The organism is Brevundimonas sp. GW460-12-10-14-LB2, assembly GCF_001636925.1.
Classification (GTDB): Bacteria; Pseudomonadota; Alphaproteobacteria; order Caulobacterales; family Caulobacteraceae; genus Brevundimonas; species Brevundimonas vesicularis.
Genome location: NZ_CP015511.1, coordinates 2419358 through 2445302, shown reverse-complemented (window position 1 = coordinate 2445302; position 25945 = coordinate 2419358). Strand labels below are relative to the sequence as shown.

The window sequence follows — 25945 nt, the reverse complement described above, 5'->3', positions numbered from 1 at the left end:
GGTCGGCTAGGCCGCCAGGCCCGCCTGCTGCATCAGGCCTCTCAACGCCGCCACGTTTTGCGGCGCGGCGGTCAGGGCGGTGCGGACGTCGGGCGAACGCAGCAGCTTGATGGCCTCGGCGCGGGCGCGGTCGGCCACGGGGCCCAGCGGGCCGGCTTCACCGGTGGCCAGTTTCAGCAGGGCCGTCAGCTTTTGAGGCGCAGCCGCCTGGGCGCGGACGATCTGGGCGACCAGATGGGCGTCGGCCTCCAGATTGGCCCCGACCGCTCCTATGGCGTCCATGATCTGGGCCTGGTCGTGATCGGCCAGATGCGCGGCCTGAACCGAGCGTTGAAGCCGGGCCAGGGTCGCGAGTTTGTGCGAGGCGCTGGGGCCGCCCGGGACGGACTGGCGGATCTCGGTTTCGAAACGCAGCGAGCCGATGCAGGCGCTGAGCCACCGCGCGGCGGCGCGTTTGTTGGCCCCGCCGGTCACGTTCTCGCAAAGGCGGGTCAGCTGCTCGGCCTCGGCCAAGACCGTCGGGCAGGGGTTGACGTAGGCGCCGACGAAATCGGCCGTGACCAGGCTCTTGGAGCGTTCGACGAAGGCGGTCTGAACCTCTTCCAGCGTCAGCAGTCGCCCGGCCGAGGCCGTCAGGGCCATGGCCAGCAGACGCAGGATGTCGATCTCTCCGACCGGATCTTGGGGGCGGAGGCGGCGCTGGCTGGTCAGTTCGCGGGTGACAAGGCGAGCCAAGGACGCGGCGAGAAGCGGAAACTCACCCGAGGCCAGATGCAGGCCCAGGCGCGCGGCCGGTCCCTCGACCTGGGGCATCATCAGGGCGAGGCGCGGGTCCATCCGTAACAGGGCGTCCATCTCGTCCGGCGCGACCATGCGCACGATGGCCGCCAGATTGGCGCCCTGATCCAGCGACGGGCCCAAAATCTCGGTCAGGTTGGTGCGCACGGCCAGCATTTCGGCGACAATCTGCTCGACCACCACCACGACCAGGGCGCGCGGCGGGCCGTCGGCGGGCGCGGCGTCCATCAAATCCATCAGGACGGTCAGGCGATCGCGGGCGCCGCGCCGATCCTTCAGCGCGCCGGCGACCACCCCGCCCATGCGCAGCGCCCGATCCGGCGCGCCGGTCAGCCGATGCGCCAGATCGGCGATGGAGCGGTCGTCCAGAGCGGGGAACAGGCCGTCGCGTCCGGCCTTGCGCAGGCGGGCCATCGCCTGTTCGATCAGCTTTTGATAGTGGCGCACGACCCCGTGCACCTCCTGGCCCGTGGCCTGGCTTTCGGGGACCGCGACCTTCTGGATGGCGTGCTGGAGCTCGACCCCGGCCGCCTCCAGCCGTTCGGCCACATCGGGACGATGCAGCAGTTCGAAGGCGGTCACGCCCTCGCGTTTCAGCCAGTCTTCCAGCACCCGGCCGATCAGGGCGCGGGCATGGGGCGAATAGAGTTCGGCCGGACTGCTGCAGGCCGGCGGGACCGCCTTGTCGGCGACCTTCTTCTTTCGCTCCTCCGGCGCGCCCAGCGTCAGGATGGTCAGGGAGCTGAACTCCATGGTCTCTGGGTCCAGCGTCTCCTTGGTCACGCGCGAGGCGATGGCGAGACGGTCTCGAAGCTGTTCCTCGGCGGTCTCGATGGCGTGTTTGCGGTCTTCGGTCGCGATCAGCAGCGTCCACGACGACGGAGCGCTCTTGCGGACATAGACTTCGTAATGGATCGGACCCGCCATGGGCCGATCCTGCATCCCAAGCCTTTAAGGCGAGGTTTTCGAAGCCGGAATGTTTATGCGCACGCCGGAGCGACGGTGCGAGCGCGTTGAATCGAGGCGGCGCCGTGACCATCTGACTGTCACCAAACCGCTTTCGGGTTGCAGGCGATTTTCATTCGGCCCGAAACGCTCTAGCCCTAATGTGACCGAGATCGAACGGTTACGCTTGCTGTGCGTTCTTGCTCGCGGGAACGTAAAGTTCAGGAGAAGACACCCTTGGCCAATATCACTCTGGTCGATGACGACGAGAACATCGTGGCGTCCGTTTCGCTGGCGCTGGAAAGCCATGGCCACAAGATCACCGCCTATCACGACGGGGCCTCGGGTCTGGCCGCGCTGGAATCCTCGCCGCCCGATCTGGCGATCCTGGACGTGAAGATGCCCCGCATGGACGGGATGGAGGTGCTGCGTCGTCTGCGCCAGACCTCGCAGATCCCCGTCATCATGCTGACGTCCAAGGACGAGGAGATCGACGAGATCCTGGGCTTCAACCTGGGCGCCGACGACTATATCCACAAACCATTCAGCCAGCGTCTGCTGATCGAGCGGGTCAAGGCGCTGCTGCGCCGCACGGGCGCCGATGGCGGCGAACCGGAATCGGCCGCCGAAGTCTCGGGCCGGGCGATCAAGCGCGGCAAGCTGTCGATGGACCCGGCGCGCCACGAGTCGACCTGGGACGGCAAGCCCGTCAAGCTGACCGTGACCGAGTTCTTGCTGCTGCAGGCCCTGGCGCAGCGTCCGGGCTTCGTGAAGAGCCGCGACAACCTGATGGACGCCGCCTACGACGATCAGGTCTATGTCGACGACCGCACCATCGACAGCCACGTGAAGCGGATGCGCAAGAAGTTCCGCGCCGTGGACAATGAGTTCGACGCGATCGAGACCCTGTATGGCGTCGGCTACCGCTACCGCGAGAGCTGAACCGGGCGGGCGCGAGCCCGACGAGGAGCCCCAGCGCCGGCCGTTGTTCCGCTTCGGCGGATCGCGGCTGGGCGGCTTCATCCTGGTGCTCAATCTGCTCAGCCTGCTGATCCTGTTCGGCGGGGCGCTGGCGATCAACGAATGGCGTCCGGGCCTGATCGAGGCGCGTCAGGAATCGCTGACGGTCCAGGCCGAGCTGCTGGCCAATGTGTTGCGCGAAGAAGGCGTGACGCGGGGGGAGCCGACGCCCGAACTAGACCCCATCCGCGCGTCGATCTGGCTGACCGACCGGTTCATCCCGGCGGGCCAACGGGTGAGGCTGTATGATGTGAACGGCCTGTTGCTGGTCGACAGCTATCAGGTGACCGAGGCCATCGGCGGGCGGCCCCTGCCCGACGCGCAGCCGGCGGGGACGGCGACCGAGGACGCCGCCAGGGCCAATCTGCTGTCCGAGCGCCGGGTCGCCCGCGCCGACAGCGAATTGGCGGCCGAGGTGGCGGCGGCGCTGGACGGCTCGCCCCAATCGACCCTGCGTCGCAACGAGTCCGGCGACCGCGTCGTCTCCGTCTCCATTCCGGTGCGCCATGTGCGCCAGGTGCTGGGCGTGCTGACCGTCGAGTCCGGGGACGTGGACGAAATCCTGGGCGCTCAGCGGCAGGCGCTGTTCCCGTTCGCCCTGGTGGCGCTGGGGGTCAATCTCTTGGGATCGCTGCTGCTGCATCTGTTCGTGGCGCGACCGATCATGCGGCTGTCGGCGGCGGCGGATCAGGTGAAGCTGCAACGCGCGCGGGCCATCTCCCTGCCGGATCTGGAGGATCGCAAGGACGAGATCGGCGATCTGGCGCGGTCTCTGGAATCCATGACCGACACCCTGTCGACGCGGATGGACGCCATCGAACGGTTCGCGGCCGATGTGTCGCACGAGATCAAGAACCCCCTGACCTCGATCCGTTCGGCGCTGGAGACCCTGCCGCTGGTCAAGACCGATGCGCACCGCGAGAAGCTGACGGCGCTGTTGCAGCAGGACGTGCGTCGGCTGGACCGGCTGATCACCGACATCTCCAACGCCTCGCGGCTGGATGCGGAGTTGTCGCGGGATCGTCCGCGGCCGGTCGATCTGAACCGTCTGCTGGTCGATATCGTCGGCGTCTATGAGGCGACCGCCAAGCCCGGCGACATTCCGGTTGTGCTTACGGCGCCCGAACAGGCCCTGCGGGTCATGGGGCGCGACGGGCCGTTGGGGCAGGTGTTCCGCAACCTGATCGATAACGCCCGCTCGTTCAGCCCCCCAGGCGGCGTGGTGCGGGTGGCGCTGGAGGACATCGGGGACGATCTGCCGATCCGCGTGCGGGTCGAAGACCAGGGGCCGGGCATTCCGGCCGAGAACCTGGAGACGGTGTTCGAGCGGTTCTACACCTCGCGGCCCAAGGGGGCGGTTTTCGGTTCCAACTCGGGCCTCGGGCTGTCCATCGTGCGTCAGATCGTCGAGGCGCACGGGGGCCGCGTCCACGCCGAAAACAAATCCGAAGGCGGCGCGCGGTTCGAGATCGTCTTCCCGTCGGTCGGCCGCTGGTCGTGAGCCCTGGCCAGCCGGTCCACGCCACCACCGTCGCCGTGCGCCGGGGCGGGGTCTGGCAAGGTGTGATGATCCTGGGGCCGCCGGGCGCGGGCAAGAGCGATCTGGCGCTGCGGCTGATCGGGCGGGGTTGGCGGCTGGTCAGCGACGATTACACCCAGGTCTGGGCCTCGGACGGAGCCGTTCATGCCTCGGCGCCGGCCTCCATCGCGGGTCGGATCGAGGTGCGCGGCCTGGGAATCGTGGCCGCCAGAACACGCCCGGTCTGTCGCGTGGCGCTGGCCGTCGCCTGTGTGGCGGAAGGGGTCGAACGGCTTCCGGAGCCGCGAACACGGGCTTTCGCGGGAGTCGATCTGCCCCTGCTGGCGCTTGATCCCCGACCGGCTTCGGCCGTCGATGTGGTCGCAGCGGCGTTGGAGACGCTTTGAAACCCCGAAAGACGGGTCTATGACACGCCCCTTGCGGTCCATAGAGGGCGGCGTCCGGCCTCCCTTGCCGGGCGGGGGAATGCCTGGGACGGTTCGGGGCGGGATGCGAGTGAAGTCCTCATGATCGGTCTGGTGATCGTCACCCATGGCGGGTTGGCGTCCGAGTTTCTCTCCGCCATGGAGCATGTGGTCGGCCCGCAGCGCGGCGTCGCGGCCATCTGCATCGGCCCCGACGACGACATGGAGCGTCGGCGTCGCGACATCGTCGATGCGGCCGCGGCCGTGGACGACGGCGAAGGGGTCATCCTGCTGACCGACATGTTCGGCGGCACGCCGTCGAACCTGGCCATCTCGGTAATGGAACAGACCCGCGCCGAGGTCATCGCCGGGCTGAACCTGCCCATGTTGATCAAACTGGCCAGCGTGCGTGGGCGCGAGACATTGGAATCCTGCGTGGCCCATGCGCAGGACGCCGGGCGCAAATACATCTCTGTGGCGTCCTGGGTGCTCGCAGGCGAAAAATGACCGTCACCGCGACCCTGAACATCTGCAATACGCGCGGCCTGCACGCCCGCGCCTCGGCCAAGTTCGTCAAACTGGCCTCCAGCTTCGAAAGCGAGATCCACGTCACCCGCGACGGCGTGACGGTGGACGCCCGCTCGATCATGGGCCTGCTGATGCTGGGCGCCGGCATCGGCTGCAGCATCGACGTCTCCGCCGAAGGCCCGGACGCCGAAGAGGCCATGGAAGCCCTGACCGACCTGGTGGCGCGCAAGTTCGACGAGGATCAGTAGGGCGTCGTCATCCCCGGATATTGAACCGCTTCGATTTTTGAGAGGTCCATTGCCAGGCGGCTGATTTCAAAACGAATCTATAAGACGACGGGGATACAGATCTCGATGCGGGATCCCAGGCGAGCGCCGGTCAAGTAACGCGCCGATCCGCCATGGGCCTCGGCGATTGCGCGGACCGCGGCCAAGCCCAGGCCGGTCCCGCCATTCTCGCCTGAACCGTGTTTGAAGGCGGTGAAAACGGATCGCGTCATGGCGTCGGGCAGGCCTGGACCGCTGTCCTCCACGGCGATGACCGCGAAGCGTTCATCGGCCCTCAAGCTGACCGAGACAGGGCCGGGATCGGCGTGGCGGCGCACGTTGTCGAGCAGAGCCAGGACAGCCTGCTGAATGCGGTCGCCGTCGCAAACGACCACAGTGGCCGGCGTCGTCCAGCCGATTGGATAGCCCTCCGCCTCGGCTTCCACATCGACCAAGGCGCGGACATCGTCCAATCGCTTACCCAGGTCCTGGGGCGTCAGGCGCAGTTGCAAACGGCCGCTATCGGCCAGGCTGACGACACGCAGATCCTCGATCAGGCGGCCCAAGGCGTCGACCGGCTTGAGCAAAGTCAGGATCATCTCGCGGTCCAGCGGCAGGACGCCGTCGGCGGCCGCTTGCAGGCGGCCTTTGACGATCGTGACGGGCGTTCGCAGTTCGTGCGCGATCGAGGCGTTCCAAGTCGTCATGTCGGCGGCGAGCGTCTCCAGCCGCGCAGCCATCAGGTTGAAGTCGTCCACAAGGTCGGCTGTCTCGGAAAAAGACCGATCGCCAGCCATGGCGCGCGCCGACAGGTCGCCATCGGCGATCGCACGCGCGGCGCCGGACAAGGAGGTGAGAGGCATGACAAGGCGGCGGGCCAACTGCAGCCCGGCCACGGTCGCGCCGATCAGGGCCACGACGGCGGCTGACGCCAGAGCGACATAATCCACGGACTGCGGTCGCCAGGCCTGGGGCGAGGCCACCGCATCGGGATAATTTTCGAAGACCCACCCGTACAGGGCGAATGCGCCGGCGGCGCTAAGTCCAAGCACCCCCAGGATGACCAGAGCCGTACGCACGGCGATGCGACGGCCGAGGACGCGGGCGGCCCTCACGTCAGGACCTCGAGGCGATAACCCACGCCACGAACGCCAACGAGAACGCCGTCGGCGCCTGCGTTTCGTAACTTGAGCCGCAGCTTGCTGAGATGGCTGTCCACCGTGCGATCAAGCACCTCATCGCCTTTCAAGCAGGCGTCGGCCAGCTCGGCGCGAGAGAAGACCCGCATTGGATAGCGCGCCATGTGGGCCAGCATGCGGAACTCGGTCAGGGTCAGGGGCAGGCGCTGCGGTTTGTCCAGTCCGCACCACTGGACGATGTGCGCCTCCAGATCGATCTCGAGCGGACCCAGGCGGATTACGCCGCCTTGGCCCGAGCCGCCGCTGCGTCGCAGTATGGCGTGGGCGCGCGCCACGACCTCGACCGGATTGAACGGTTTGACGACATAGTCGTCCGCGCCGATGCGCAACGCCTGAAGCTTGTCGATGTCCTGATCCAGCGCAGTGAGCATGATGACGGGCGTCTCGCCTCTATGCCTCAGTTCGCCCAGCACGCTCCACCCATCGACGCGCGGCATGCGTACGTCCAGCAGGACCAGATCGGGCCGAAGGGCGGCGTGCAGGTCCAGCGCGATCTGGCCATCCATGGCGCGGACCGTGCGAAACCCCTCGCGCACGAGATAGGCGTCAAGCACGGCGGCGATCTCGGGTTCGTCTTCGGCGATGATGACCAAGGCGCTCATGGTGTCTCCACGACATCGCCCAGCGATGGACGGCGATCCAGACCAGATGGGGTGTCTCCACGATTTCTCCATCAAGTCCACACCCAGGCCCCATGGTCCCATGCGAAGCGGCCCCAAACCGAAACTGCCTCCGGGATCCAATGAAGTTCAGCGCCCACCAGATCTTCGTCGCCGCCATGACCGCCGTGAACGTCGCCGTGCTGGCCGCCTGTGGCGTGTTCATCCTGGCGATGCTGTGAAGCGCATGGATTGGCATTGGGCGCGGGTTGCGGCGGCCGCGAGCCTGATCGCGCTCATCGCGGGGTGCGCCAAGCCGGTCGAACCGCCTGCGCCGCCCCCGCCTCCGCCGCCTTCGATTCAGCTGGACGACAGCGTGGCGCAGACGGCGTCGGTCTATCTGGTCTTCATGCGGGATGTCGCCACATTCGAGGGCGGCTTCGTCGATGCGGAGGCGGTGCAGGCGGCGTTGCAGCGCGGAGCGACTTCCAACGCCGAGCAGTTGGCGCGGGGGCTGGTAGCCTATGGAGCGGTGCTGGCGATGCAGTCGCCGGACTTCGTTGCGGGGGTGCGGTCCTATGCCGCCGATCCTACGCAGCGCCGCGAAATCCTGGACCGTCTGACGGCCGACCCCGCCTATGCCGTGACCTTGCCTGGCGCAGACGTCGCGGCCGGGCTGATCGCCGAGGTCATGGAGGAGGGCGCCGCAGCCATCGAAGCCAAAGCGGATCGGGTGGAGGCGGATGCCTATACGATCCAGGCGCGTAGCGATCCGCGCCGTCGATGGGCGGGCCAGCCCATCGCGGACCGACAGGGGCGACTGGAGCGTGCGAAGGCCGCCTCGGCTGCAATGCAGCTGGCGTCGGACGTCGAGAGCGAGACGCTGCTGAAGGTTGCCCACGCCGAACCCTCTCGGATCCCGACGTCGCCTCTGGCGGCTCCCTATAAACCGGCGGTGGCCCGATCCTTGTCCGTCGCCGCGCGGGCGCTTCTGGGCGAAAGCGTCAAGGACGATGGAAATGACGGTGTCCTGCAGGATCCGAACGCCACCTTCTGTCTGCAGATGTCCAAGCTGAACCTGTTCCAGTGTCTGGCCGCCGCCAAGCCCAGCTATGAAGACATGTTCTGCATCGGCCGACACGTCGTCAGGGACATGGCCGACTGCACCCGCACGGCGCTGAATGCCGTAGGATCTTGATGAAAGAGACGTGATCGAGGGCGGCCGCCGCCGAGGGGCCGCTACAGCCCCAGCGCCCGTCGGATGTCGCGCCAGTCAACATATTTGAAGTTCTGGGTGCCGACATCGTTGACGTCGTCCTGGATGACGACGAGGCCTTCGGGGAAGGGGCCGACCTGACCGCTGGCGGCCGCCAGACCGTCGGTGCCAGTGACGCCGTCGACCGCGCCGTCAACGACCTTGAACCGGCCCTTGTACTCGGGCGCCGGGCCGTCGATGCGCCAGACGGGGAAGGTGGAGTCGCCCTGGCTGGAGGCGATCAGGTAGCGGCCCGAGGCGTCGGTGATGGTGGTCAGGCCTTCGGCGTCGGCGACCAGGATGTCCTTGGCGATGGGCTGGATCAGGGTGCGGGCCGCGCCCGAGGCCGGGTTCAGGCTATAGCGCCACAGGCCGACATTCTCCTCATTGATATAGAGGGCGTCGGTGGCCTCGTCGGCGGCGCAGCCTTCGGAGATGGTTCCGATCTCGGCGGTGCGGACCAGACGCGCCGTGGGCTGGCCGGCGGCGTCCACGCCCAGGATGAACTGGCGAAGCTCGCCCTCGTGCCCGACCAGGATGGCGTGAACCTCGGCTCCGCGCCGCGCAAAGCAGAAGCCGTAGGGTTCGACCACGTCGGTGGCGACCGCGCCCCAATAGCGCACGCCATTCTGGCCGGTCCCGGCCGGGTCGAAAGTGTAGAGGGAGATGCCGGTCTTGCCCGGCGTGCGGTCGCTGGCGCCCAGCACCACCTGCGGACGGCCGCCGACCGACAGGCCCTCGACCACATCGACATTGTTCAGCAGGCCCTCGGGCAGGAACTGCAAAATCTTGCCGTCGAAGCCGTAAATGTAGAGGCCGGACTTCTTGTCCGTGCCGGCGACGAAGCCCGGGGTCGATTGGCCCATGATCGTGACGGGCACCGCGCTGGCCCATACGGCGGGGTCGTCGGCGGCGTCCTGACCCGCCGTGCCGACCGACGGGGTTTCCAGCACGGCCATAACCGGGGCGCCCGGACCGACGAAGCCCGCGCCCTCGCCCTGATAATCGACCTCGTGCGTGGCGCAGGCCGCGAGCAGAGCCAAGGCGGCGCAGGCGCTCAGCGAGGGGGCGAGGGAAGGGCGCATGTCGGTCTCCGGACGATCTGGACGCGTCCCTGTGGCCAAGCCGCGTGTGGGTCAACGGCGCGGGCGTGACGGTTCAGCGTCGGTTCGATGACTGATGTGCCGTCAAGGGATCAAGCGTCGCCGTTCCGTCGGAAAACCGCGAACTGGGCGTCGTGGAATCGTCGCGGTCGCGTCGCCCCCAAAGGTTAAGCGGCCCCTCCATCGGCTGAAGCGAAACGTCGCTCGCCGAAGGGGATTTGACATGAAACTGAACCTGCTGATGGGCGCTGCCTTGGCGCCGATGATCCTGGCGCCGCTGGCCATGCCCGCCTACGCCGATGTGGACGCCGTGGCCTCGGCATCAGCTGCGGTCGCCGGCGACGTGATCTACGGCCAGGTGACCAACGCCGCCGGCGCGCCCCTGCCGGGCGCCGAGGTTCTGGTGCGCGGCACAAGCCAGCGGGCCGTGACCAACACCCAGGGCGAGTTCACCCTGCCGACCGCCAGCGGCGCCATGGTGTTGGAGGTCAACTATCTGGGCCTGCCCTCGACCAGCCAGACGGTCGTGACGACGCCGGGCGAAGACGCCAATGTCGCCATCGTCCTGGGCGCCCAGTCTGCGACGGACGTGGCCGATGTGATCGTGACCGGCGTCATCACCGACGGCGTCGCCCGCTCGCTGAACCAGCAGAAGAACGCCGACGGCACGGTCAACGTCCTGTCGGCCGACGCCATCGGTCGTTATCCCGACCCCAATGTGGCGGAATCGCTTCAACGCGTTCAGGGCATCGCCATCCAGCGCGACCAGGGCGAAGGGCGCTACATCAATGTGCGCGGCGCGCCGGCCGCCTTCACCGCCGTGTCCGTGGACGGGGTCGCCATTCCGGCCGTGTCGCCCACGACCCGCGCGGTCGATCTGGACACCCTGCCTTCGGACATCGTCTCCAGCGTCGAGGTGTCCAAGACCCTGACGCCGGCCCAGGACGCCGATTCCATCGCCGGGGCCGTGGACATCAAGACCCGCTCGCCCTTCGACAAGCGCCGCCTGGCCGTCAGCGGCTATGCGGGCGGCAGCTACAACGACTACGGCGGTTCGGACACACGCGCGGGCGCCACGGCGTCCAACGTCTTCGGCCCCAACGAGACCTTCGGCGCCCTGGTGTCCGTCAGCTATTCCGAGACCAACCGCCGGCCGGACAACGTCGAAAACGGCTGGGTTCTGATCAACCGCAACGCCGCGCAAGGCGGCGGCCAGATCTGGGGTCTAGAGAACACCCTGTTCAAGGACTACGAGACCGAACGGACCCGCAAGGCCGTGACCGGCGCGCTGGAATGGCGGCCCAGCGACGCCATCCGATTGTGGGTCAAGGGCTCCTACGCCCAGTTCCGGGACGACGAGTTCCGCAACACGCTGAACTTCACCTACAGCGACGGCACGCTGCAGCCGGGCTCGACCGACACCAGCGCGACCTTCAACAACGCCCGCATCTACAAGCAGCTGCGTCACCGCACTCAGGAGAACGACATCTCCACCCTGGTGCTGGGGGGCGAGCAGACGTTCGGCAATGGAGCGGTCTGGGACGGCGCCCTGTCGTTCGCCAACAGCAAACAGACCTATCCGCACCGCGACGAGCTGGTCTATCGCTCCAGCGCGACGACCCTGTCCTACAACACGGCCGACCATTATCAGCCGACCTATTCGGCCTTCAGCGAGCCGACGGGCTTCTATCTGAACGCCAACAACTACAGCTTCCGCGAAAACACCTTCCGCTCGAACACGACCGAGCAGGACGATGTCGCCTTCAAGACCAACTTCGAACTGCCGACGGTCATCGGCGGTCGCGAAGTCGAGCTGAAGTTCGGCGCCAAATACAGCACCCGCGACGTGACGGCGGACGAAGAGCGGTTCCGCGACCGGACGGCGGCCGCCAACTCCGGCGCGCTGGCGCCGCTGCTCAGCGACCGTCGCTCGGAAAACTACGACTACAACCTCGGCTTCAAGTTCGATGCGGGTCTGGTGACGGACTATTTCGACCGCGTGCGGACCGGCTCGACCAACCCTGATCCGGCCGCCGGCGTGCGTCGTATTCCTCAGTCGATCACAGCCGACTATACCGCCCAGGAAGACATTCTGGCGGGTTACGGCCAGGCCCGGTTTGATGTCGGCGCGACCAATGTGCTGGTCGGCCTGCGTGTCGAGAAGACCGACTTCGAAGGCTCGGCGACCAGTGTGGCTCTGTCGGGCGCCCAGAGTCTGGTCAAGGTTGATCGCGACCAAACCGATTTCTTCCCGAACCTGACGCTGCGCCACAGCTTCAGCGATCAGCTGGTCGGTCGTTTCGCCCTGACCCGCGCCATTTCGCGCCCGGACTATACCGACATCGTTCCGCGCGTTCTGGAAACCACCGACAGCGGCCGCACGACGGTCACGCGCGGCAATCCCGATCTGAAGCCGACCCTGTCGAACAACATCGATGCGGGACTGGAATACTATCTGCGTCCGCTGGGCGTGATTTCGGCCAACGCCTTCTACAAGGACCTGTCGAACTACCGCTTCACTCTGGTGACGGATGGCGTGCCCTATGTCACCCCGACCACCACGGTCGCCCAGGTCACCGAGGCCCGCAACGCCCCTGACGGCCATATCGCCGGCATCGAGTTCAACTGGCAGCAGACGTTCGACTTCCTGCCGGGCTGGGCTTCGGGCTTCGGCGTCTTCGCCAACTACACCCTCACGGATGCGGAGATCAAAACCAACCGCGCCTTCGCCGGTCGCGACACCTTCGTTCTGCCGGGTCAGTCGGACGAGACCTACAACGCGGCCCTGTTCTACGAGCAGTACGGCTTCAGCGCCCGCGTCTCCTACACGCATCGCAGCGACTTCCTGGAGGCGATCGACGCGACCAACCCCGGCAAAGACCTCTATGTCGAGGGTCGCGGCCAGCTGGACTTCACCGCCAGCTATGACTTCGGCAATGGGGTGGAAGTGTTCGGCGAGGCCAAGAACCTGACCGACAGCGCGGGCGTCCGCTACTACGGCGTCAAAGAGCGGACCTACGAGTACGAGAAGTTCGGCTACAACGTCTTCCTGGGCGTGCGCTTCAAGCTCTGAGCGCGCGGTTCAGACATGATCGAAGGGGCCGGGCGGTGACGTCCGGCCCTTTTTCATGGTTTCCGCCTCTGCAATTGCTCGAAACGCGGCCCCATATGGGGTCCAGCGGTTGACCCGTGCGGGGTCGGCGCTAGTGTCCGCGCGCCTTTCCCCGCGCGCCAGAAGACCAGAGGATACCATGGCCGAAGCCACCGCCGCCTACGACGTCGTCATTATCGGCGGAGGCCCTGGCGGCTATAACGCCGCGATCCGGGCGGGCCAGCTGGGCCTGAAGGTCGCCTGCGTGGAAATGCGTTCGACGCTGGGTGGCACCTGCCTGAACGTGGGCTGCATGCCATCCAAGGCTCTGCTGCATGCCTCGGAACTGTGGAACGCCGCCAATACCGAATTCGCCAAGATCGGCATCGAGGTCCAGCCCAAGCTGCACCTAGACCAGATGCACAAGGCCAAGGACGACAGCGTCACCGCCCTGACCAAGGGGATCGAGTTCCTGTTCAAGAAGAACAAGGCCGACTGGATCAAGGGCAAGGGCAAGATCGTCGGCAAAGGCAAGGTCGAGGTGACCGCCGCCGACGGCTCGGTCCAGACGCTGGACGCCAAGAACATCGTCATCGCCACCGGCTCGGAGCCGACCCCGCTGCCGGGCGTCGCCTTCGAGGACGGCAAGGTCATCGATTCCACCGGCGCCCTGTCGCTGCCGGCCGTGCCCAGGAAGCTGATCGTGGTCGGCGCCGGCATCATCGGCCTGGAGCTGGGTTCGGTCTGGCGCCGTCTGGGCGCCGAGGTCACGGTGGTCGAGTTCCTGGACCGGATCACGCCCGGCATGGACACCGAGGTCGCCACCGCCTTCCAGCGCACCCTGACCAAACAGGGCATGAGCTTCAAACTGGGCGCCAAGGTCACCGGCGCCAAATCGGGCAAGGACGGGGTGGAGCTGACCGTCGAGCCGTCGGCCGGCGGCGCCGCCGAGACGATCAAGGGCGATGTGGTGCTGGTCGCCATCGGCCGTCGTCCGTACACGGACGGTCTGGGCCTGGAGAGCGTCGGCGTGACGCCGGACAAGCGCGGCTTCATCGACCATGACCACTTCAAAGTCGCCGATGGCGTCTGGGTGATCGGCGACGTGACCCACGGTCCGATGCTCGCCCACAAGGCGGAAGAAGACGCGGTCGCCGTGATCGACACCATCGCCGGCAAATACGGCCACGTCGACTATGCCCTGGTGCCCAGCGTCGTCTACACCTTCCCCGAAGTGGCCTGGGTCGGTCAGACCGAGGACCAGCTGAAGGCGGCCGGCGTTCAGTACAAGAAGGGCAAATTCCCCTTCACCGCCAACAGCCGCGCCAAGATCAATCACGAGACCGACGGCTTCGTGAAGGTTCTGGCCGACGCGGCGACTGACAAGGTGCTGGGCGTCCACATCATGGGCCCGCAGGCCGGCGAGATGATCCACGAGGCGGCCATCACCATGAGCTTCGGCGGCGCGTCGGAAGACATCGCCCGTACCTGCCACGCCCACCCGACCCGTTCGGAAGCCGTCCGTCAGGCGGCCATGGATGTCGAAGGCTGGATGATGCAGGCCTGATCCGAAACGGCTCGAGACTCCAAGCAAGGCCCGGATGGCGACGTCCGGGCCTTCGTCACATCAGGCCAGACCCTTCAGCCGATAAAGCGCCTCCAGCGCCTCGCGCGGGGTAAGGTCGTCGGGGTCCACGTCACGCAGGGCCAGTTCCACGGGGGAGGGGCCGCGTATCGGTTCCGGCTCGGCGACGGCGAACAGGGGCAGGTCGTCCAGTCGGGCGGCGGCGGCCTTTTCGCCTTCCAGCCGGTTCAGCACCGAGCGAGCGCGGGCGACGACGGAGGCTGGGACGCCGGCTAGTTTGGCGACCTGAACGCCGTAGGAACGATCGGCGGCGCCGGGCGCCGCCTCGTGCAGGAAGACCAGTTCGCCGTTCCATTCGCGCGCGACCATGGACAGGTTGCAGACGTGGTCCAGCCGCGTCTCCAGCTGGGCCAACTCGTGATAATGGGTGGCGAACAAGGTGCGGGCGCGATTGGTCTCGTGCAGGGCCTCGGCCGTGGCCCAGGCGATGGCCAGACCATCGTAGGTGGCGGTGCCGCGCCCGATCTCGTCCAGAACGACGAAGCTTTGCGGCGTGGCCTGGGTCAGGATGGCGGCGGTCTCGACCATCTCCATCATGAAGGTGGAGCGGCCGCGCGCCAGGTCGTCGCCGGCGCCGACGCGACTGAACAGACGGTCCACCACGCCCAGCCGCATGGACCGAGCGGGCACGAAGGCGCCGGCCTGGGCCAGGATCACCAGAAGCGCGTTTTGGCGCAGGAAGGTCGATTTACCGGCCATGTTCGGGCCAGTGACGATGGCGAGGCGCGATCCGTCCTGGCCCGATCCGTCCAGCCGGGCGTTGTTGGGGGTGTAGGGATCCCCGCCCGCCTTGACCGCCGCCTCGACGACGGGATGGCGGCCGGCCTCGACCCAGAAGGTCAGGGTGTCGTCCACCACGGGCCGGGTCGCGCCGACCTCCTGCGCCCATTCCGACAGGGCGGCGTGGGCGTCCAGTTCGGCCAGGGCCTCGGCGACGGCCTGCAGCGGCTGGGCCAGGCGGGCGGCCTCGCGTCGCCAGCCCTCGAAGGTCTCGCCTTCGATGGCGAGAGCCCGGTGGCCGGCCTGGCTGATCTTGGCGTCCAGCTCCGACAGTTCGACGGTGGTGAAGCGGACCTGGGCAGCCAGGGTCTGGCGGTGGATGAAGGGGCTGTCGGGCCCGGCGCGTAGCAGGCCCTCGGCGGCCTTGGCGCTGGTTTCGAGGAAATAGCCCAGGACGGCGTTGTGCTTGATCTTGAACGGCACGCCGGACTCGGCGACGGCGCGGGCCTCCAGATCGGCGACGACGCGACGGCTGTCGTCGCGCAGGGTGCGGGCGGCGTCCAGTTCGGGGCGATAGTCGGGGCGCACATAGCCGCCGTCGCGCGCCAGATGGGACGGCTCGTCCACCAGGCCGTCGATCAGGTCGGCCTTGAGCCGCGAAACGTCGGGCGACAGGGTTAGGCGGTCCAGCGCCGAGGCGATGCGGCGCGGCTGGCCGGTCAGAGGATCGACTTGCCCGACGAAGAGGCCGGCGACGCCCTCGGCGATCGACAGGCCGGTGCGCACGGCCGCCAGGTCGCGCGGGCCGCCGCGACCCAGCGCCAATCGCCCGACGGCGCGGGCGATGTCGGAGGAGGCCTTCAACGCGTCGCGCAGGTCGCGGCGTAGGTCGCGACGCTCCAGCAGCCATTCGACAGCGTCGAGTTGCTCATTGATGGCCAAGGGATCGCGCAAGGGCCGGGCGATGCGTTCGGCCAGGGCCCGGGCGCCGCCCGAGGTGACGGTGCGGTCGATGCAGGCGAGCAGGCTGCCCTCACGCTCGCCGCGCTGGGTGCGATCGATCTCAAGGCTGGCACGGGTCGCCGGATCGATGGCCAGGAAGCCGCTTTCGCCCAGACGGCGCGGCGGGGCCAGGGCAGGTACCTTGCCGGCCTGGGTCGTCTCCAGATAGGCGGCGATCAGACCCAGCGCCGAGACCTCGGCCTCTTCGAAGGCGCCGAAGCCGTCGAGCGCCGAGACGCCGTACAGCCGTTCGACGCGGGCGCGCGCGGCCTGGGGTTCGGCGATGGCGCCGGCCAGCGCCTGGACCACGCCGCCCGATCCGTCCAGGGCGTCACGCGTCGCCTCGTCCGAATACATCCGGTCGGTGACCAGGACTTCGGACGGGCGGAAGGCGGCCAGGGCCGCGCCCAGATCCTCGATGGCGCAGGCGACGCTGTCGACCGCGCCCGACGACAGTTCGACCACGGCGACGGCCGCCCGACCTTTACGCACCGCGACCGCCGCCAGACGATTGGCGCCGCGCGCGTCCAGCAGGCTGTCTTCGGTCAGGGTGCCGGGGGTGACAACCCGGACCACGCCGCGATGCACCACGGCCTTGCCGCCGCGCTTCTTGGCCTCCGCCGGGTCTTCCAGCTGTTCGCAGATGGCGACCTTGTGGCCGATGCGGATCAGGCGGGCGAGATAGCCCTCCATCGCATGGACCGGCACGCCGGCCATCGGAATGTCCTCGCCCTGATGCTTGCCCCGCTTGGTCAGGGTGATGCCGAGCGCCGCCGCCGCGACCTCGGCGTCCTTGAAGAACAGCTCGTAGAAGTCACCCATGCGGAAGAACAGGATGGCGTCCGGCTGGCCCGCCTTGGCCGTCAGATATTGCGCCATGAACGGCGTCGCGCCTTCCAGCGAGGCGGCGATTTCCGGGGGATGCCCATTATCGGGGAATTTGGCGGGCGCGTTCATGTGGCCACAGGGTGACGGATCGCGCCCGGCGGCTCAAGGCCGTTGAACGGCCCTTGCACAGTCTTGTCGCCATTGCGATAGACAGCGCCAGGCGGTTAAGGGAACACGGTGTGACGCCGTGGCTGTGCCCGCAACTGTAGGCGGCGAGAGCGTCGTCCGTCCGGGGTTTCGATCCCGGCGCCACTGGGAAACTGGGAAGGCGAGGACGGCGGTTTACGACCCGCAAGCCAGGAGACCTGGCCGCCGACGTCGCTCGCTTCTGTCCGGGACCAGACAGCAGCGCGGTTTCTCCGTGGAAGCGACCCGACCTTGCGCCGTCCAGACCCCTAAGCGGTCTGGCGGGTCGGTTCGCTCATGACGGTCTCTCGCGCGCATTCGCGGGACCGAACACGGGGGTATCGCTCAATGAAGCGTTCCATTCTTCTCTCGACGGCCGCGATTGCGGTCACCTTCGCCGCGCCTGCCTTTGCCGAGGACGCGACCCAGCTGGACGAGGTGATCGTCACCGCCACCCGCATCCCGGCCATCGTCGCCGACACGCCCGGCGCCCGCGTCATCGACGCCAAGACCATCGAACAGCGCGGCGCGATCTTCGCCGCCGACATCCTGGCCGATGTGCCGGGTCTGTCGGTGACGCGTTCGGGCGCCTTTGGCGGTGTAGCCCAGGTGCGGATGCGCGGCGCGACGCCGGGTAAGACCCTGGTCCTGGTCGACGGCGCGCCGGTCAACGATGCGGCCGAGCCGAACGGAGCCTATGACTTCTCCAGCTTCGAACTGGCCGATATTGCGCGGATCGAAGTGCTCAGCGGGCCGCAGTCGTCGCTGTGGGGATCCGACGCCATCGGCGGGGTGATTTCCTTCACGACGCAAGAGATCGACGGCCTGCGCGCCGAGGCCGAGGCCGGCAGCTTCCACACCGTGCGGGGCCGCGTGTCGACGGGCGTCGCCAACGAGACCTACGCCTTCAGCGCCTATGCCTCGCGCTTCGACACCGACGGGATTTCGGCGGCGGACGAGGCGGACGGCAACACGGAAGCCGACGGCTTCCGCAGCACGACGCTCGGCGCCAAGGGGCGATATGTCCTGTCCGATGCGGTCAAGGTCGATGGATCGGTGCGCTGGAACAAGTCCAAGGCCGATATCGACGGCTTCCCGGCGCCGAACTTTATTCTGGCCGACACCGCCGACACCCAGGAAAGCGAGCAATGGTCGGGCTTTGGCCGCGTGACGGCCAAGGCGTTCGGCCTGACGCATCAGTTCAGCGTCTCGGCGTCGGACCTGGATCGCAGCTCGGTCAGCGGCGGCTTCGGCTCCACCTTCACCGGCGACCGTCAGGCTTATCGCTGGCAGGCGAACGGCCAGGCGCAGGACATCGACTATGCGTTCGGCGTCGAGCGGAACGAGGCCTCGGCGGCCCTGTCGTCGGGCCTGTCGCGCGACCTGTCGATCACCTCGGTGTTCGGCGTGGCCCAGTACGATGTCGGCGCGCTGAACCTGACCGGCGGATTGCGTTACGACGACACCGACGATTTCGGCTCCAAGACGACGGGGCGGGTGTCGGCGGCCTATGATCTGGCCGGGGGTTTCATCCTGTCGGGCGCCTACGGCACGGGCTTCAAGTCGCCGACGGTCAGCCAGGCGGTCTGCGACTTCTGCTTTGCGCCTCGGCCCTATCCCGAGCTGAAGCCGGAAACGGCCGACAGCGTCGAGATCGCCCTGGGCTGGGCCTCGGCCGACGGTCGGTTCGATGGGCGGGCGACCCTCTATCGCCTGAACGTCGAGGACCAGATCACCTATTCGGCCGGTCGCTATATCAACGTCGCCAAGACGCGTTCGGACGGGTTCGAGCTGGAAGGCCGCGCCCTGCTGGGCGGCGGCTTCGACCTGACGCTGGCCTATGCCTGGACCGACGCGACGGACCGCACGACGGGCGCGCGCCTGCTGCGCGTGCCGGAACACGCCGGTTCGGCGACCCTGGGCTGGACGGGCGACCGTCTGTCCGGCGCGCTGACGGTGCGGGCGGAAGGCGATCAGGACGATTCGGGTGGCTTCTCGACGGTGGCGCGCGACGGCTTCGTCACCGCCAATCTGAACGCGGCCTATGAACTGACCGACAAGGTCACCCTGACGGCGCGGATCGAGAACCTGGGCGACGAACACTATCAGCAGGTGTTCGGATACGGCGAGCCGGGACGGTCCGGCTATGTCGGGATCAGGCTGCGCTACTGATCCGGGCGCGGGCGTCGGCGGTGAAGGCCGCCGGCGCCTCGAGCGCCAGGGCCGACCAGTCCAGATTGGGACAGGGGGCGTGGGCGGCGGCCAGGATGGCGCGCAGTTCGGCGGCGGAGGCGACGCTGGCCACGACCTTGTCGACGCCGGGCAGGGCGAGGGCGTAACCCAACGCCGCCTGCATCGGATCGCAGCGCTGCTCGGCCAGACGCCGGCGCGTGCGCGACAGGGCCTGGGCATGACTGGCCAGTTCGGCCGGAAGATCGTCGCCGCCTGCAAACAGCAGGCCGCCGGCGAAGACCGAAGACAGATGAACCGAGGCGCCTGTGTCGGCGATGGCTTCCAGCACGCCGTCCTGCGCCGCGCGCTGGTCCAAGAGGCTGCACGGCACCTGGACCACGTCGGCTTCCAGACGGCGGGCCAGAAGCGCGGGACCATCCTCGATCGTGGCGCAGAAACCGATGCGGCGGAACAAGCCGCGATCCTTGAGGCTGCGGGCGCGATCCCACAGAGCGCGGCCCTCGGCGCCGGCCAGATCGGCGGCGTTGGAAATCAGCAGAACATCGCCGCGCGGCAGGCCCATCCGTTCCAGCGAGCGACGAGCGCGGGCCTCGACCCGGTCCAGACCTTCGCTGAGCGGCACGGTGCGGACCGTAACCTGGAAAGGCGAGGGGAAGGGCCAGGCCTGACCCAGCAGGCGTTCGCCGTCGCCCTCGGGCCGGGTGGCGATCAGCTTGACCCCGGCGTCGGCTCCGGTTTGCAGCAGAAAACGCATGGCTTCTTCGCGGGCGCCGGACGGCGCGCTCATGAAGGCGCCGGGCGCGCGCTCGGGCTCGGTCACCACGGCGAGGGCCAGGCGATGGATGGGCGACGACGCCGAAGGTGTGGCGGGGGAATACGACACGCCCGACACTATGATCGCCAATGCTTAAGGGACGCTGAGCGAGACCTTAAGCGAACCCTACTTATCCACCGCTGATATGCGCACTGAGGCGAAAATCAGGCGTCGGCGTCAGGCTGCAAGTCCGGGTGGGCCGAGGCGAAGGCGGGGTGAGCCAAGGCGGTCTGTTCGACCGCCAGCAGACGCGGCCAGGGCGATAGGTCCATGTTGAAGCGCCGCGCCGAATACATCTGCGGAATCAAATAAAAATCGACCAGGGTCGGGGCGTCGCCGAAGCTCCAGCCGGCGCCGTGGCGGGCGACCAAAGCCTCCAGCGCGTCGAAGCCCGGTGCGATCCACCGGGCCGCCCAGGCATCCACGGCGGCCTGATCGGCGTTGAACTCAGACCGGATGGCCTTCAACACGCGCAGATTGTTGAGCGGGTGAATGTCGCAGCCGATCAGCGCGGCCATGGCGCGCACGGTCGCCCGCTCGTTCGCCCCCTTCGGCAGCAGGGCCGGTTCGGGGTGGGTTTCCTCCAGCCATTCCAGAATGGCCGGGCTCTGGGTCAGGACCAGATCGCCGTCCTGAAGCGCGGGGACCATGCCCTGCGGGTTCAGCGCCACATAGTCGGGCGTCTTCTGTTCGCCCTTGCGCAGGTCGTGAGCGGCGTTTTCGTAGCTGAGCCCTTTCAGGTTCAGGGCGATGCGGACGCGGTAGCTGGCGCCCGAACGCCAATAGCCGTGCAGGATCATGGCTGGATCTCGAACGACAGCTTCTCAAGCCCGTCGATGGTCACGACCACGCGGTCGCCGGGCTTGACCGGGCCGACGCCGGACGGCGTGCCGGTGAAGATCAGGTCGCCGGGTTGCAGCGACCACAGGGCGGCGGCGGCCTCGACGATGCGGTCGGGGTTCAGGATCATGTCGTTGAGGACGCTGTCCTGTTTCGTTTCGCCGTTGACGCTCAGGCGGATGGCGCCGTCGGGCGATGGCAAATCGCCCAGGGTGAGGCGGCCGCACGGCGCGGACTGATCGAACCCCTTTGCGGCGTCCCAGGGACGGCCGGCCTTCTTGGCCTCGGCCTGAAGGTCGCGGCGGGTCAGGTCGCAGCCGACGGCCCAGCCGACGATGGCGACGCCGCCATCCTTGCCCGGCCCGATCGCGGCGACCAGTTCTGCCTCGTAGTGCAGGTTTGCGGTCGCCGACGGGTAGGATGGGTTTGCGCCGTCCGAGACGATGGCGTCGCCTGGCTTGGTGAAGAAGAAGGGCGTCTGTTTGTCGGGGTCCGACCCCATTTCGCGCGCATGGGCGGCGTAGTTCTGGCCCACGCACAGGATGCGGCGAACGGGGAACCGCTGGTCCGATCCGACGATCGGCAAGGACGGGACGGGGCGGGGCGCGAACAGCCATTGAGTCATGGCGACCGTTCTAGTGCGGCGAATAGCCCGTGGCGAGAGGCGCGCGCCCTTCCCAACTAAAGGAACCTCGTTGCGCATGTGGCGTTGCAACACGGGGTTCTCTATTCTACCGCCAAGCTTTCAACGGAGCGCGCACCATGGCCACCACCAAGGCTCGAGAAGATATCAAGGCCGACCTGAAGACCCTCAAGGAGGATCTGAAGACCGGCGCCCGCGAAGAGACCCAACGCCTGCGCGACAAGGCCGCCGAGGCCGAGGCCAAGCTGCGCGCCAAGAGCGACGAAGTTCGCGAGCAGGCCCGCAGCTATTACGACGAGGCCCGCGTGAAGGGTCGCGAATATTACGACGACGCGGCCGAACGCTTCGATGAGGCGCAACGCTATGTCGTCGAGCGCGTGCAGGAGCGTCCGCTGCAATCGACCGCCGTGGCGCTCGGCGTCGGCGTCATCCTCGGCATGCTGCTGGCCGGCCGCCGTCGCTGATGTTCAAGGGCATCGTCAAAAAACTGGTGGCGACGGCTGTCGTCGCCGCCAGTGCTTTCCTGGCCGTCGTCTTCCTTGGCGTGGCCATATTCTATGCGCTCAGCCTGACGCTGACGCCGCTCGGCGCGGCGGCCGTGACCTTTGGTCTGTTCGCCCTGGTCGCCCTAATCGTGGCGCTGGTCTTCCTGAAGGGCGACAAGCACGACGAGGCGGACGAAGAGGACGAGCCGGAAGGCTTGCTGGGCAAGATCATCCACATCGTGCGCGAGCGTCCGGTCGTGGGCGCCGTGGGCGGTTTGGGCGCGGCCTTCCTGCTGCTGCGCAACCCGGCTCTGGCGGCGATCGTCGCCAGCATGGTCGCGGATCGCAAGATGGATCAGGGCGGCTATTCGCGTCGTCGCCGTCGATAGGCGATGGAACGGCGAGGCGACCCTGGCGTTGATGATGCAGACCGACGAACGGCTCCCGGGTCGCCGACGGCAACATCAACTCAGGAGAGCTAAACCCATGATGCGCTGGGCAATTATCTTCCTCGTCGTGGCCCTCGTCGCGGCCGTTCTCGGCTTCGGCGGCATTGCGAACTTCTCGTTCGAGATCGCGAAGTTCGTCGCCGTCGTGGCCATTATCCTGTTCGTCATCGCCCTGGTGGCCGGCGGACTGCGTGGACGCGGCGCGCCACGACTTTAGGCTAAATACATAAAGTCGAACGAGGGGCGGAGCCGAAGGCTTCGCCCCTTTTTCATGCGCAACGCGGCCCAATAAGAAAGAACTTTACAACACAAAGCAAATGGGTGATGTTGTCTCAACGGTTCGAGGAGGAGAGCATCATGACCCGCGAGACCCAAGCCATTCAGGACGACATCGCCTATATGCGCAGCCTGGCCCACGAGGGGCGGCATGCGCCGCTTCTGGCCGGCCCGATTCTGGTGACAGCCGGCATCGTGTTCGGAACCACCAGTCTGATCCAATGGGCCATCCAGTCGGGCCTCGTTCGGCTGAACCCTTGGTCCCAGCTGTGGGTGTGGATCGTCGCAGCCGTCGTGTTCGCCGTCGCCCTGACCGTCCTGATCGGCCGCATCAAGACCAAGCCCGGCGTCAACTCCGCCGGCAACAAGGCGGTCAGCGCGGCCTGGGAAGGCGTGGGTTACGGCATCTTCGTCACCTGGTTGGCGCTGGTGGCCTTGTCCCTGAAGACCGGACAGTGGTCCTGGATGGCGGTGATGCCGACAGTGGTCCTGGTCGCCTATGGCTCCGCCTGGATGATCGGGGCGGCGATGACGCGCACACGTTGGATGTCCTACACGGCCTTGGCCGCCTACGTTGGTGCGGTCGCCGTCGCCTGGTTCATGGGCAGCGCTACGATCTATCCGGTCTTCGCCGTGATCCTGTTGGCCGTGGCGCTGGTCCCGGGCATCGTCCTGATGCGTCAGGAACCGTCGGAGGTCGTCTGAGCATGGCCGACGACTTCGACATCAGCCGGATCGACGACGTCATTCACGGGCGCATCCGGCTGGGGATCATGGCTTTTCTGTCCGGGGCCGGATCGGCCGACTTCACCACCCTGAAGACCCGGTTGCAGACCACGGACGGCAATCTGTCGGTCCATCTGCGAAAGCTGGAAGAGGCGGGGTTCGTCGCCGTCTCCAAGAGTTTCAACGGTCGCAAGCCGCTGACTGAGGCCAGTTTGACCGATCAGGGACGCGACGCCTTCGTCGCCTATCTGGATGCAATGGCGGGCCTGCTGCCAGAGCGGTGAACATAGGCTAGAAGCGCGGTCATGACCGACCGCCTTCACGCCTTCGAGGCCATCGACAACTTTCGGGACTATGGCGACTACGCCACGGCGGCCGGGCGGCGCGTGAAGCCCGGCCGTCTGCTACGTTCTGCCCACCACGCCCGGGCCAGCGAGGCCGATCTGGAGCGGCTGAAGGCGCTGGACATCGGAGCCGTGGTTGATCTGCGGCGACCGGGCGAGCGCCGCGATCAGCCGTCGCGTCGGCCTGAAGGCTTCAGCGGGGAGGTCATTGAGGGCGGCGTGGACGACGGGGCCGAGGCGCCGCACCTCACCTTTCTGAAGACCGCCGACCTGACGCCGGACTCCGGGCGTCGCTTCATGACCCAGACCTATCGCAGCCTGCCGTTCGACGCCTCGCATCAGGACGTGTTCGGCCGATATTTCCAGGCGCTGGCGGATCAGGACCGGACGGTGGTGATCCATTGCGCGGCGGGCAAGGACCGGACGGGTTTTCTCGCCGCCCTGACCCACCATCTGCTGGGCGTGTCGCGCGACGACATGGTCGAGGACTATCTGCTGACCAACACCGCCGTCGATCTGGCGGGCCGGGCGCCCGGCATCGCCAAACAACTGCACAAGATGACGGGTCGGGTGGCCTCGGACGACGCGATCGTGGCCTTTCTGGGGGTCGAGGCCGCCTATCTGGAGGCCGCCCTTGCCGAGGTCGAGGCGCGGCATGGATCGGTGGATGCCTATCTGAAGGAGGCGCTGGGCGTCGATGCGGCGCGCCGTGATCGGATCCTGGAGCGGCTGACCGCGTGAGCGAATTTTTCAGCCACACCGTCACGCGCCACGCGCCTTGGGTCGATCCGGTCGAGGTGGCGGCGGGTCTCGGCGGTTGCGACGGCGCGCTGGCCCTGCTGTCGGACGGCGGGCCGGGCGGTCGCTGGTCTCACGTCGCCCAGGCGCCGGACGTTGTGCAGGTCGGCCCGGTGGATGACGCCGCGCCGTTCGAGGCGCTGCGTGATCCGGTATTTGCCGCCGGGGTGGTGGGTCTGGCCGCCTATGACGCAGGCGCCCGGCCGGCCACCGGACCGCGCGAGACGGTTTGGCCCGATCTGATGCTGGCTCGCTATCCCGCCATGCTGAGTTTCGATCATCTTGAGCGCGCAGTGTGCGCTACGGGAAGAGGCGCGACGGCGGAGAAGGCGAGCGCGGCGGCCGACCGCGCTCTGACTTGGCTGGCGACGGCCGCGCCGGTCGTGACGCCCTCCGCGCCGGCCGAGCGGTTCGAGGCCGAGGCGCCGGCGAGCGCCTACCGAGACGCGGTCGCGAATGTGGTGGAGCGCATCGGCGCGGGGGAGCTGTTCCAGGCCAATATCGCCCGGGCCTGGTCCGGCGAGCTGAAGCCTGGCCGCGATCCGTTCGAGGTCTTCCTGCGGCTGCAAAAGGAGCGGGCGTCACCGTTCGGGGCTTATTGGCGGGTCGGGGATCGGGCGCTGGTGTCGAACTCCCCCGAACTGTTCCTCGCCTTCGATCCCGCCAGTCGCCGCATCGAGGCGCGTCCGATCAAGGGCACGCGCGCGCGGGCGGAAGAGCCTCGAGAGGATGCGGCCATGGCGGACGAACTCAGCGGCAGCGCCAAGGATCGCGCCGAGAACCTGATGATCGTGGACCTCATGCGTAACGACCTGGCCCGCGTGTCGCAGCCGGGGTCGGTCAAGGTCGAGGCGCTTTTCGAGGTTGAACACCATCCGACGGTGCATCATCTGGTCTCGACCGTGACGGGCGAAGCCATGTCTGCGGTCGGTCCGGCCGACTTGCTGGAGGCGACCTTTCCGCCCGGTTCGATCACCGGCGCGCCCAAACACCAGGCGATGAAGGTGATCGCCGCGCACGAGCCGCCGCGCGGTCCTTGGTGCGGGTCGTTGTTCCTGATCGCGGACGGCGGCGCCCTGACCGCATCGGTCTTGATCCGCACGGCCGGTTTCGAACTGAACGACGGCGTCTGGAACTATCGCACGCTCGCCGGCGCAGGCATCGTCGCGGACAGCGATCCGGCCGCCGAGGAGGCCGAAACGAACGTCAAGATTTCAGCGATGCGACAGGCGCTGGCCGGTGTCTGAG

Annotated in this window: 24 protein-coding genes and 1 riboswitch; of the genes, 16 read left to right on the top strand and 8 right to left on the bottom strand. The window is 67.5% G+C overall.

From position 1 onward, the window contains the following. Positions 1-6 precede the first annotated feature (6 nt). Positions 7-1725 carry a hypothetical protein gene (locus A4249_RS12170; protein ID WP_066555152.1) on the bottom strand — a complete coding sequence of 573 codons (1719 nt, stop codon included), beginning with the start codon at positions 1723-1725 and terminating at the stop codon, positions 7-9. Between the two features lie 255 nt (positions 1726-1980). On the opposite strand from A4249_RS12170, the gene A4249_RS12165 reads away from it, so the two are divergent. The 5 genes from A4249_RS12165 (at position 1981) to A4249_RS12145 (ending at position 5483) form a co-directional block, all read left to right on the top strand. After that, entirely contained in the window at positions 1981-2685 is a 705-nt protein-coding gene (locus A4249_RS12165) for a response regulator transcription factor (protein WP_039243953.1), read from the top strand. Beyond that, positions 2654-4264, top strand: coding sequence for an ATP-binding protein (locus tag A4249_RS12160; RefSeq protein WP_066552927.1), 1611 nt, complete (start codon positions 2654-2656; stop codon positions 4262-4264). The genes A4249_RS12165 and A4249_RS12160 overlap by 32 nt, the downstream gene beginning before the upstream one ends. Next, the gene (locus A4249_RS12155; protein WP_082854144.1) at positions 4261-4689 is read left to right on the top strand and encodes an HPr kinase/phosphorylase; all 429 of its coding nucleotides are present in this window, start codon (positions 4261-4263) and stop codon (positions 4687-4689) included. Before A4249_RS12160 ends, A4249_RS12155 begins: the two co-directional genes overlap by 4 nt. A 120-nt stretch (positions 4690-4809) precedes the next feature. Then, on the top strand, positions 4810-5214 hold the full coding sequence (locus A4249_RS12150; RefSeq protein ID WP_017506133.1) for a PTS sugar transporter subunit IIA: 405 nt from the start codon (positions 4810-4812) through the stop codon (positions 5212-5214). Beyond that, complete coding sequence (locus A4249_RS12145; protein ID WP_017506134.1) at positions 5211-5483, top strand: HPr family phosphocarrier protein; 273 nt, start codon at positions 5211-5213, stop codon at positions 5481-5483. Before A4249_RS12150 ends, A4249_RS12145 begins: the two co-directional genes overlap by 4 nt. 77 nt (positions 5484-5560) lie before the next feature. On the opposite strand, the gene A4249_RS12140 is transcribed toward A4249_RS12145, so the two are convergent. Continuing rightward, positions 5561-6616, bottom strand: a complete 1056-nt coding sequence (locus tag A4249_RS12140; RefSeq protein ID WP_066552924.1) for an ATP-binding protein — start codon at positions 6614-6616, stop codon at positions 5561-5563. Next, complete coding sequence (locus A4249_RS12135) at positions 6613-7302, bottom strand: response regulator (RefSeq protein ID WP_066552922.1); 690 nt, start codon at positions 7300-7302, stop codon at positions 6613-6615. Before A4249_RS12135 ends, A4249_RS12140 begins: the two co-directional genes overlap by 4 nt. Positions 7303-7537: 235 nt before the next feature. Here A4249_RS12135 and A4249_RS12130 point away from each other — a divergent pair, with 235 nt between their 5' ends. After that, positions 7538-8497 (top strand): hypothetical protein, encoded by a 960-nt coding sequence (locus A4249_RS12130; protein ID WP_156494710.1) that lies wholly within the window; start codon positions 7538-7540, stop codon positions 8495-8497. A 41-nt stretch (positions 8498-8538) separates the two neighbouring features. Here A4249_RS12130 and A4249_RS12125 read toward each other — a convergent pair whose 3' ends face one another. Further along, a complete protein-coding gene (locus tag A4249_RS12125) occupies positions 8539-9639 on the bottom strand; it encodes a phytase (protein ID WP_066552911.1) in 1101 nt (366 codons plus the stop codon). A 241-nt stretch (positions 9640-9880) separates the two neighbouring features. On the opposite strand from A4249_RS12125, the gene A4249_RS12120 reads away from it, so the two are divergent. Both A4249_RS12120 and lpdA read left to right on the top strand, forming a co-directional pair. Then, complete coding sequence (locus tag A4249_RS12120; RefSeq protein WP_066552903.1) at positions 9881-12730, top strand: TonB-dependent receptor; 2850 nt, start codon at positions 9881-9883, stop codon at positions 12728-12730. 178 nt (positions 12731-12908) lie between these two features. Then, positions 12909-14315 (top strand): dihydrolipoyl dehydrogenase, encoded by a 1407-nt coding sequence (gene lpdA, locus A4249_RS12115; RefSeq protein ID WP_066552900.1) that lies wholly within the window; start codon positions 12909-12911, stop codon positions 14313-14315. Between the two features lie 60 nt (positions 14316-14375). Here lpdA and mutS read toward each other — a convergent pair whose 3' ends face one another. Next, a complete protein-coding gene (gene mutS / locus A4249_RS12110; protein ID WP_442854501.1) occupies positions 14376-16994 on the bottom strand; it encodes a DNA mismatch repair protein MutS in 2619 nt (872 codons plus the stop codon). A 154-nt stretch (positions 16995-17148) separates the two neighbouring features. Continuing rightward, a riboswitch (cobalamin riboswitch) is annotated at positions 17149-17330 on the top strand. A 147-nt stretch (positions 17331-17477) separates the two neighbouring features. Here mutS and A4249_RS12105 point away from each other — a divergent pair. Next, positions 17478-19301 (top strand): TonB-dependent receptor plug domain-containing protein, encoded by a 1824-nt coding sequence (locus A4249_RS12105; protein WP_066552895.1) that lies wholly within the window; start codon positions 17478-17480, stop codon positions 19299-19301. Here A4249_RS12105 and A4249_RS12100 read toward each other — a convergent pair. From A4249_RS12100 to A4249_RS12090, 3 genes are all read right to left on the bottom strand, one after another. Next, positions 19285-20205: an aldo/keto reductase gene (locus A4249_RS12100; protein ID WP_197458384.1), complete on the bottom strand. Its 921-nt coding sequence runs from the start codon at positions 20203-20205 to the stop codon at positions 19285-19287. The two genes, A4249_RS12105 and A4249_RS12100, sit on opposite strands and share 17 nt — an antisense overlap. A gap of 95 nt (positions 20206-20300) precedes the next feature. Beyond that, the gene (gene maiA / locus A4249_RS12095) at positions 20301-20936 is read right to left on the bottom strand and encodes a maleylacetoacetate isomerase (protein WP_066552886.1); all 636 of its coding nucleotides are present in this window, start codon (positions 20934-20936) and stop codon (positions 20301-20303) included. Next, on the bottom strand, positions 20933-21601 hold the full coding sequence (locus A4249_RS12090; protein ID WP_066552884.1) for a fumarylacetoacetate hydrolase family protein: 669 nt from the start codon (positions 21599-21601) through the stop codon (positions 20933-20935). Before A4249_RS12090 ends, maiA begins: the two co-directional genes overlap by 4 nt. Positions 21602-21738: 137 nt before the next feature. On the opposite strand from A4249_RS12090, the gene A4249_RS12085 reads away from it, so the two are divergent. From A4249_RS12085 to A4249_RS12055, 7 genes are all read left to right on the top strand, one after another. Next, positions 21739-22083: a DUF883 family protein gene (locus tag A4249_RS12085; protein WP_017506144.1), complete on the top strand. Its 345-nt coding sequence runs from the start codon at positions 21739-21741 to the stop codon at positions 22081-22083. Next, a complete protein-coding gene (locus A4249_RS12080) occupies positions 22083-22493 on the top strand; it encodes a hypothetical protein (protein ID WP_066552882.1) in 411 nt (136 codons plus the stop codon). The genes A4249_RS12085 and A4249_RS12080 overlap by 1 nt, the downstream gene beginning before the upstream one ends. Before the next feature lie 97 nt (positions 22494-22590). After that, positions 22591-22770: a DUF1328 domain-containing protein gene (locus A4249_RS12075; RefSeq protein ID WP_039243970.1), complete on the top strand. Its 180-nt coding sequence runs from the start codon at positions 22591-22593 to the stop codon at positions 22768-22770. 140 nt (positions 22771-22910) lie between these two features. Next, positions 22911-23534 (top strand): hypothetical protein, encoded by a 624-nt coding sequence (locus A4249_RS12070; RefSeq protein ID WP_231868704.1) that lies wholly within the window; start codon positions 22911-22913, stop codon positions 23532-23534. Positions 23535-23536: 2 nt separating this feature from the next. Further along, positions 23537-23839: a winged helix-turn-helix domain-containing protein gene (locus A4249_RS12065; protein WP_066552877.1), complete on the top strand. Its 303-nt coding sequence runs from the start codon at positions 23537-23539 to the stop codon at positions 23837-23839. Positions 23840-23860: 21 nt separating this feature from the next. After that, positions 23861-24640, top strand: a complete 780-nt coding sequence (locus tag A4249_RS12060) for a tyrosine-protein phosphatase (RefSeq protein WP_066552875.1) — start codon at positions 23861-23863, stop codon at positions 24638-24640. Beyond that, a complete protein-coding gene (locus tag A4249_RS12055) occupies positions 24637-25944 on the top strand; it encodes an anthranilate synthase component I family protein (protein WP_066552874.1) in 1308 nt (435 codons plus the stop codon). Before A4249_RS12060 ends, A4249_RS12055 begins: the two co-directional genes overlap by 4 nt. Position 25945 lies beyond the last annotated feature (1 nt).

Coding starts and splice junctions, on each gene's coding strand:
- A4249_RS12170 (WP_066555152.1), bottom strand. CDS start 1,725: ATGGCGGGTCCGATCCATTACGAAGTCTATGTCCGCAAGAGCGCTCCG.
- A4249_RS12160 (WP_066552927.1), top strand. CDS start 2,654: ATGGCGTCGGCTACCGCTACCGCGAGAGCTGAACCGGGCGGGCGCGAG.
- A4249_RS12150 (WP_017506133.1), top strand. CDS start 4,810: ATGATCGGTCTGGTGATCGTCACCCATGGCGGGTTGGCGTCCGAGTTT.
- A4249_RS12145 (WP_017506134.1), top strand. CDS start 5,211: ATGACCGTCACCGCGACCCTGAACATCTGCAATACGCGCGGCCTGCAC.
- A4249_RS12135 (WP_066552922.1), bottom strand. CDS start 7,302: ATGAGCGCCTTGGTCATCATCGCCGAAGACGAACCCGAGATCGCCGCC.
- A4249_RS12125 (WP_066552911.1), bottom strand. CDS start 9,639: ATGCGCCCTTCCCTCGCCCCCTCGCTGAGCGCCTGCGCCGCCTTGGCT.
- A4249_RS12120 (WP_066552903.1), top strand. CDS start 9,881: ATGAAACTGAACCTGCTGATGGGCGCTGCCTTGGCGCCGATGATCCTG.
- lpdA (WP_066552900.1), top strand. CDS start 12,909: ATGGCCGAAGCCACCGCCGCCTACGACGTCGTCATTATCGGCGGAGGC.
- mutS (WP_442854501.1), bottom strand. CDS start 16,994: ATGGCGCAATATCTGACGGCCAAGGCGGGCCAGCCGGACGCCATCCTG.
- A4249_RS12105 (WP_066552895.1), top strand. CDS start 17,478: ATGAAGCGTTCCATTCTTCTCTCGACGGCCGCGATTGCGGTCACCTTC.
- maiA (WP_066552886.1), bottom strand. CDS start 20,936: ATGATCCTGCACGGCTATTGGCGTTCGGGCGCCAGCTACCGCGTCCGC.
- A4249_RS12090 (WP_066552884.1), bottom strand. CDS start 21,601: ATGACTCAATGGCTGTTCGCGCCCCGCCCCGTCCCGTCCTTGCCGATC.
- A4249_RS12085 (WP_017506144.1), top strand. CDS start 21,739: ATGGCCACCACCAAGGCTCGAGAAGATATCAAGGCCGACCTGAAGACC.
- A4249_RS12080 (WP_066552882.1), top strand. CDS start 22,083: ATGTTCAAGGGCATCGTCAAAAAACTGGTGGCGACGGCTGTCGTCGCC.
- A4249_RS12075 (WP_039243970.1), top strand. CDS start 22,591: ATGATGCGCTGGGCAATTATCTTCCTCGTCGTGGCCCTCGTCGCGGCC.
- A4249_RS12070 (WP_231868704.1), top strand. CDS start 22,911: ATGACCCGCGAGACCCAAGCCATTCAGGACGACATCGCCTATATGCGC.
- A4249_RS12065 (WP_066552877.1), top strand. CDS start 23,537: ATGGCCGACGACTTCGACATCAGCCGGATCGACGACGTCATTCACGGG.
- A4249_RS12060 (WP_066552875.1), top strand. CDS start 23,861: ATGACCGACCGCCTTCACGCCTTCGAGGCCATCGACAACTTTCGGGAC.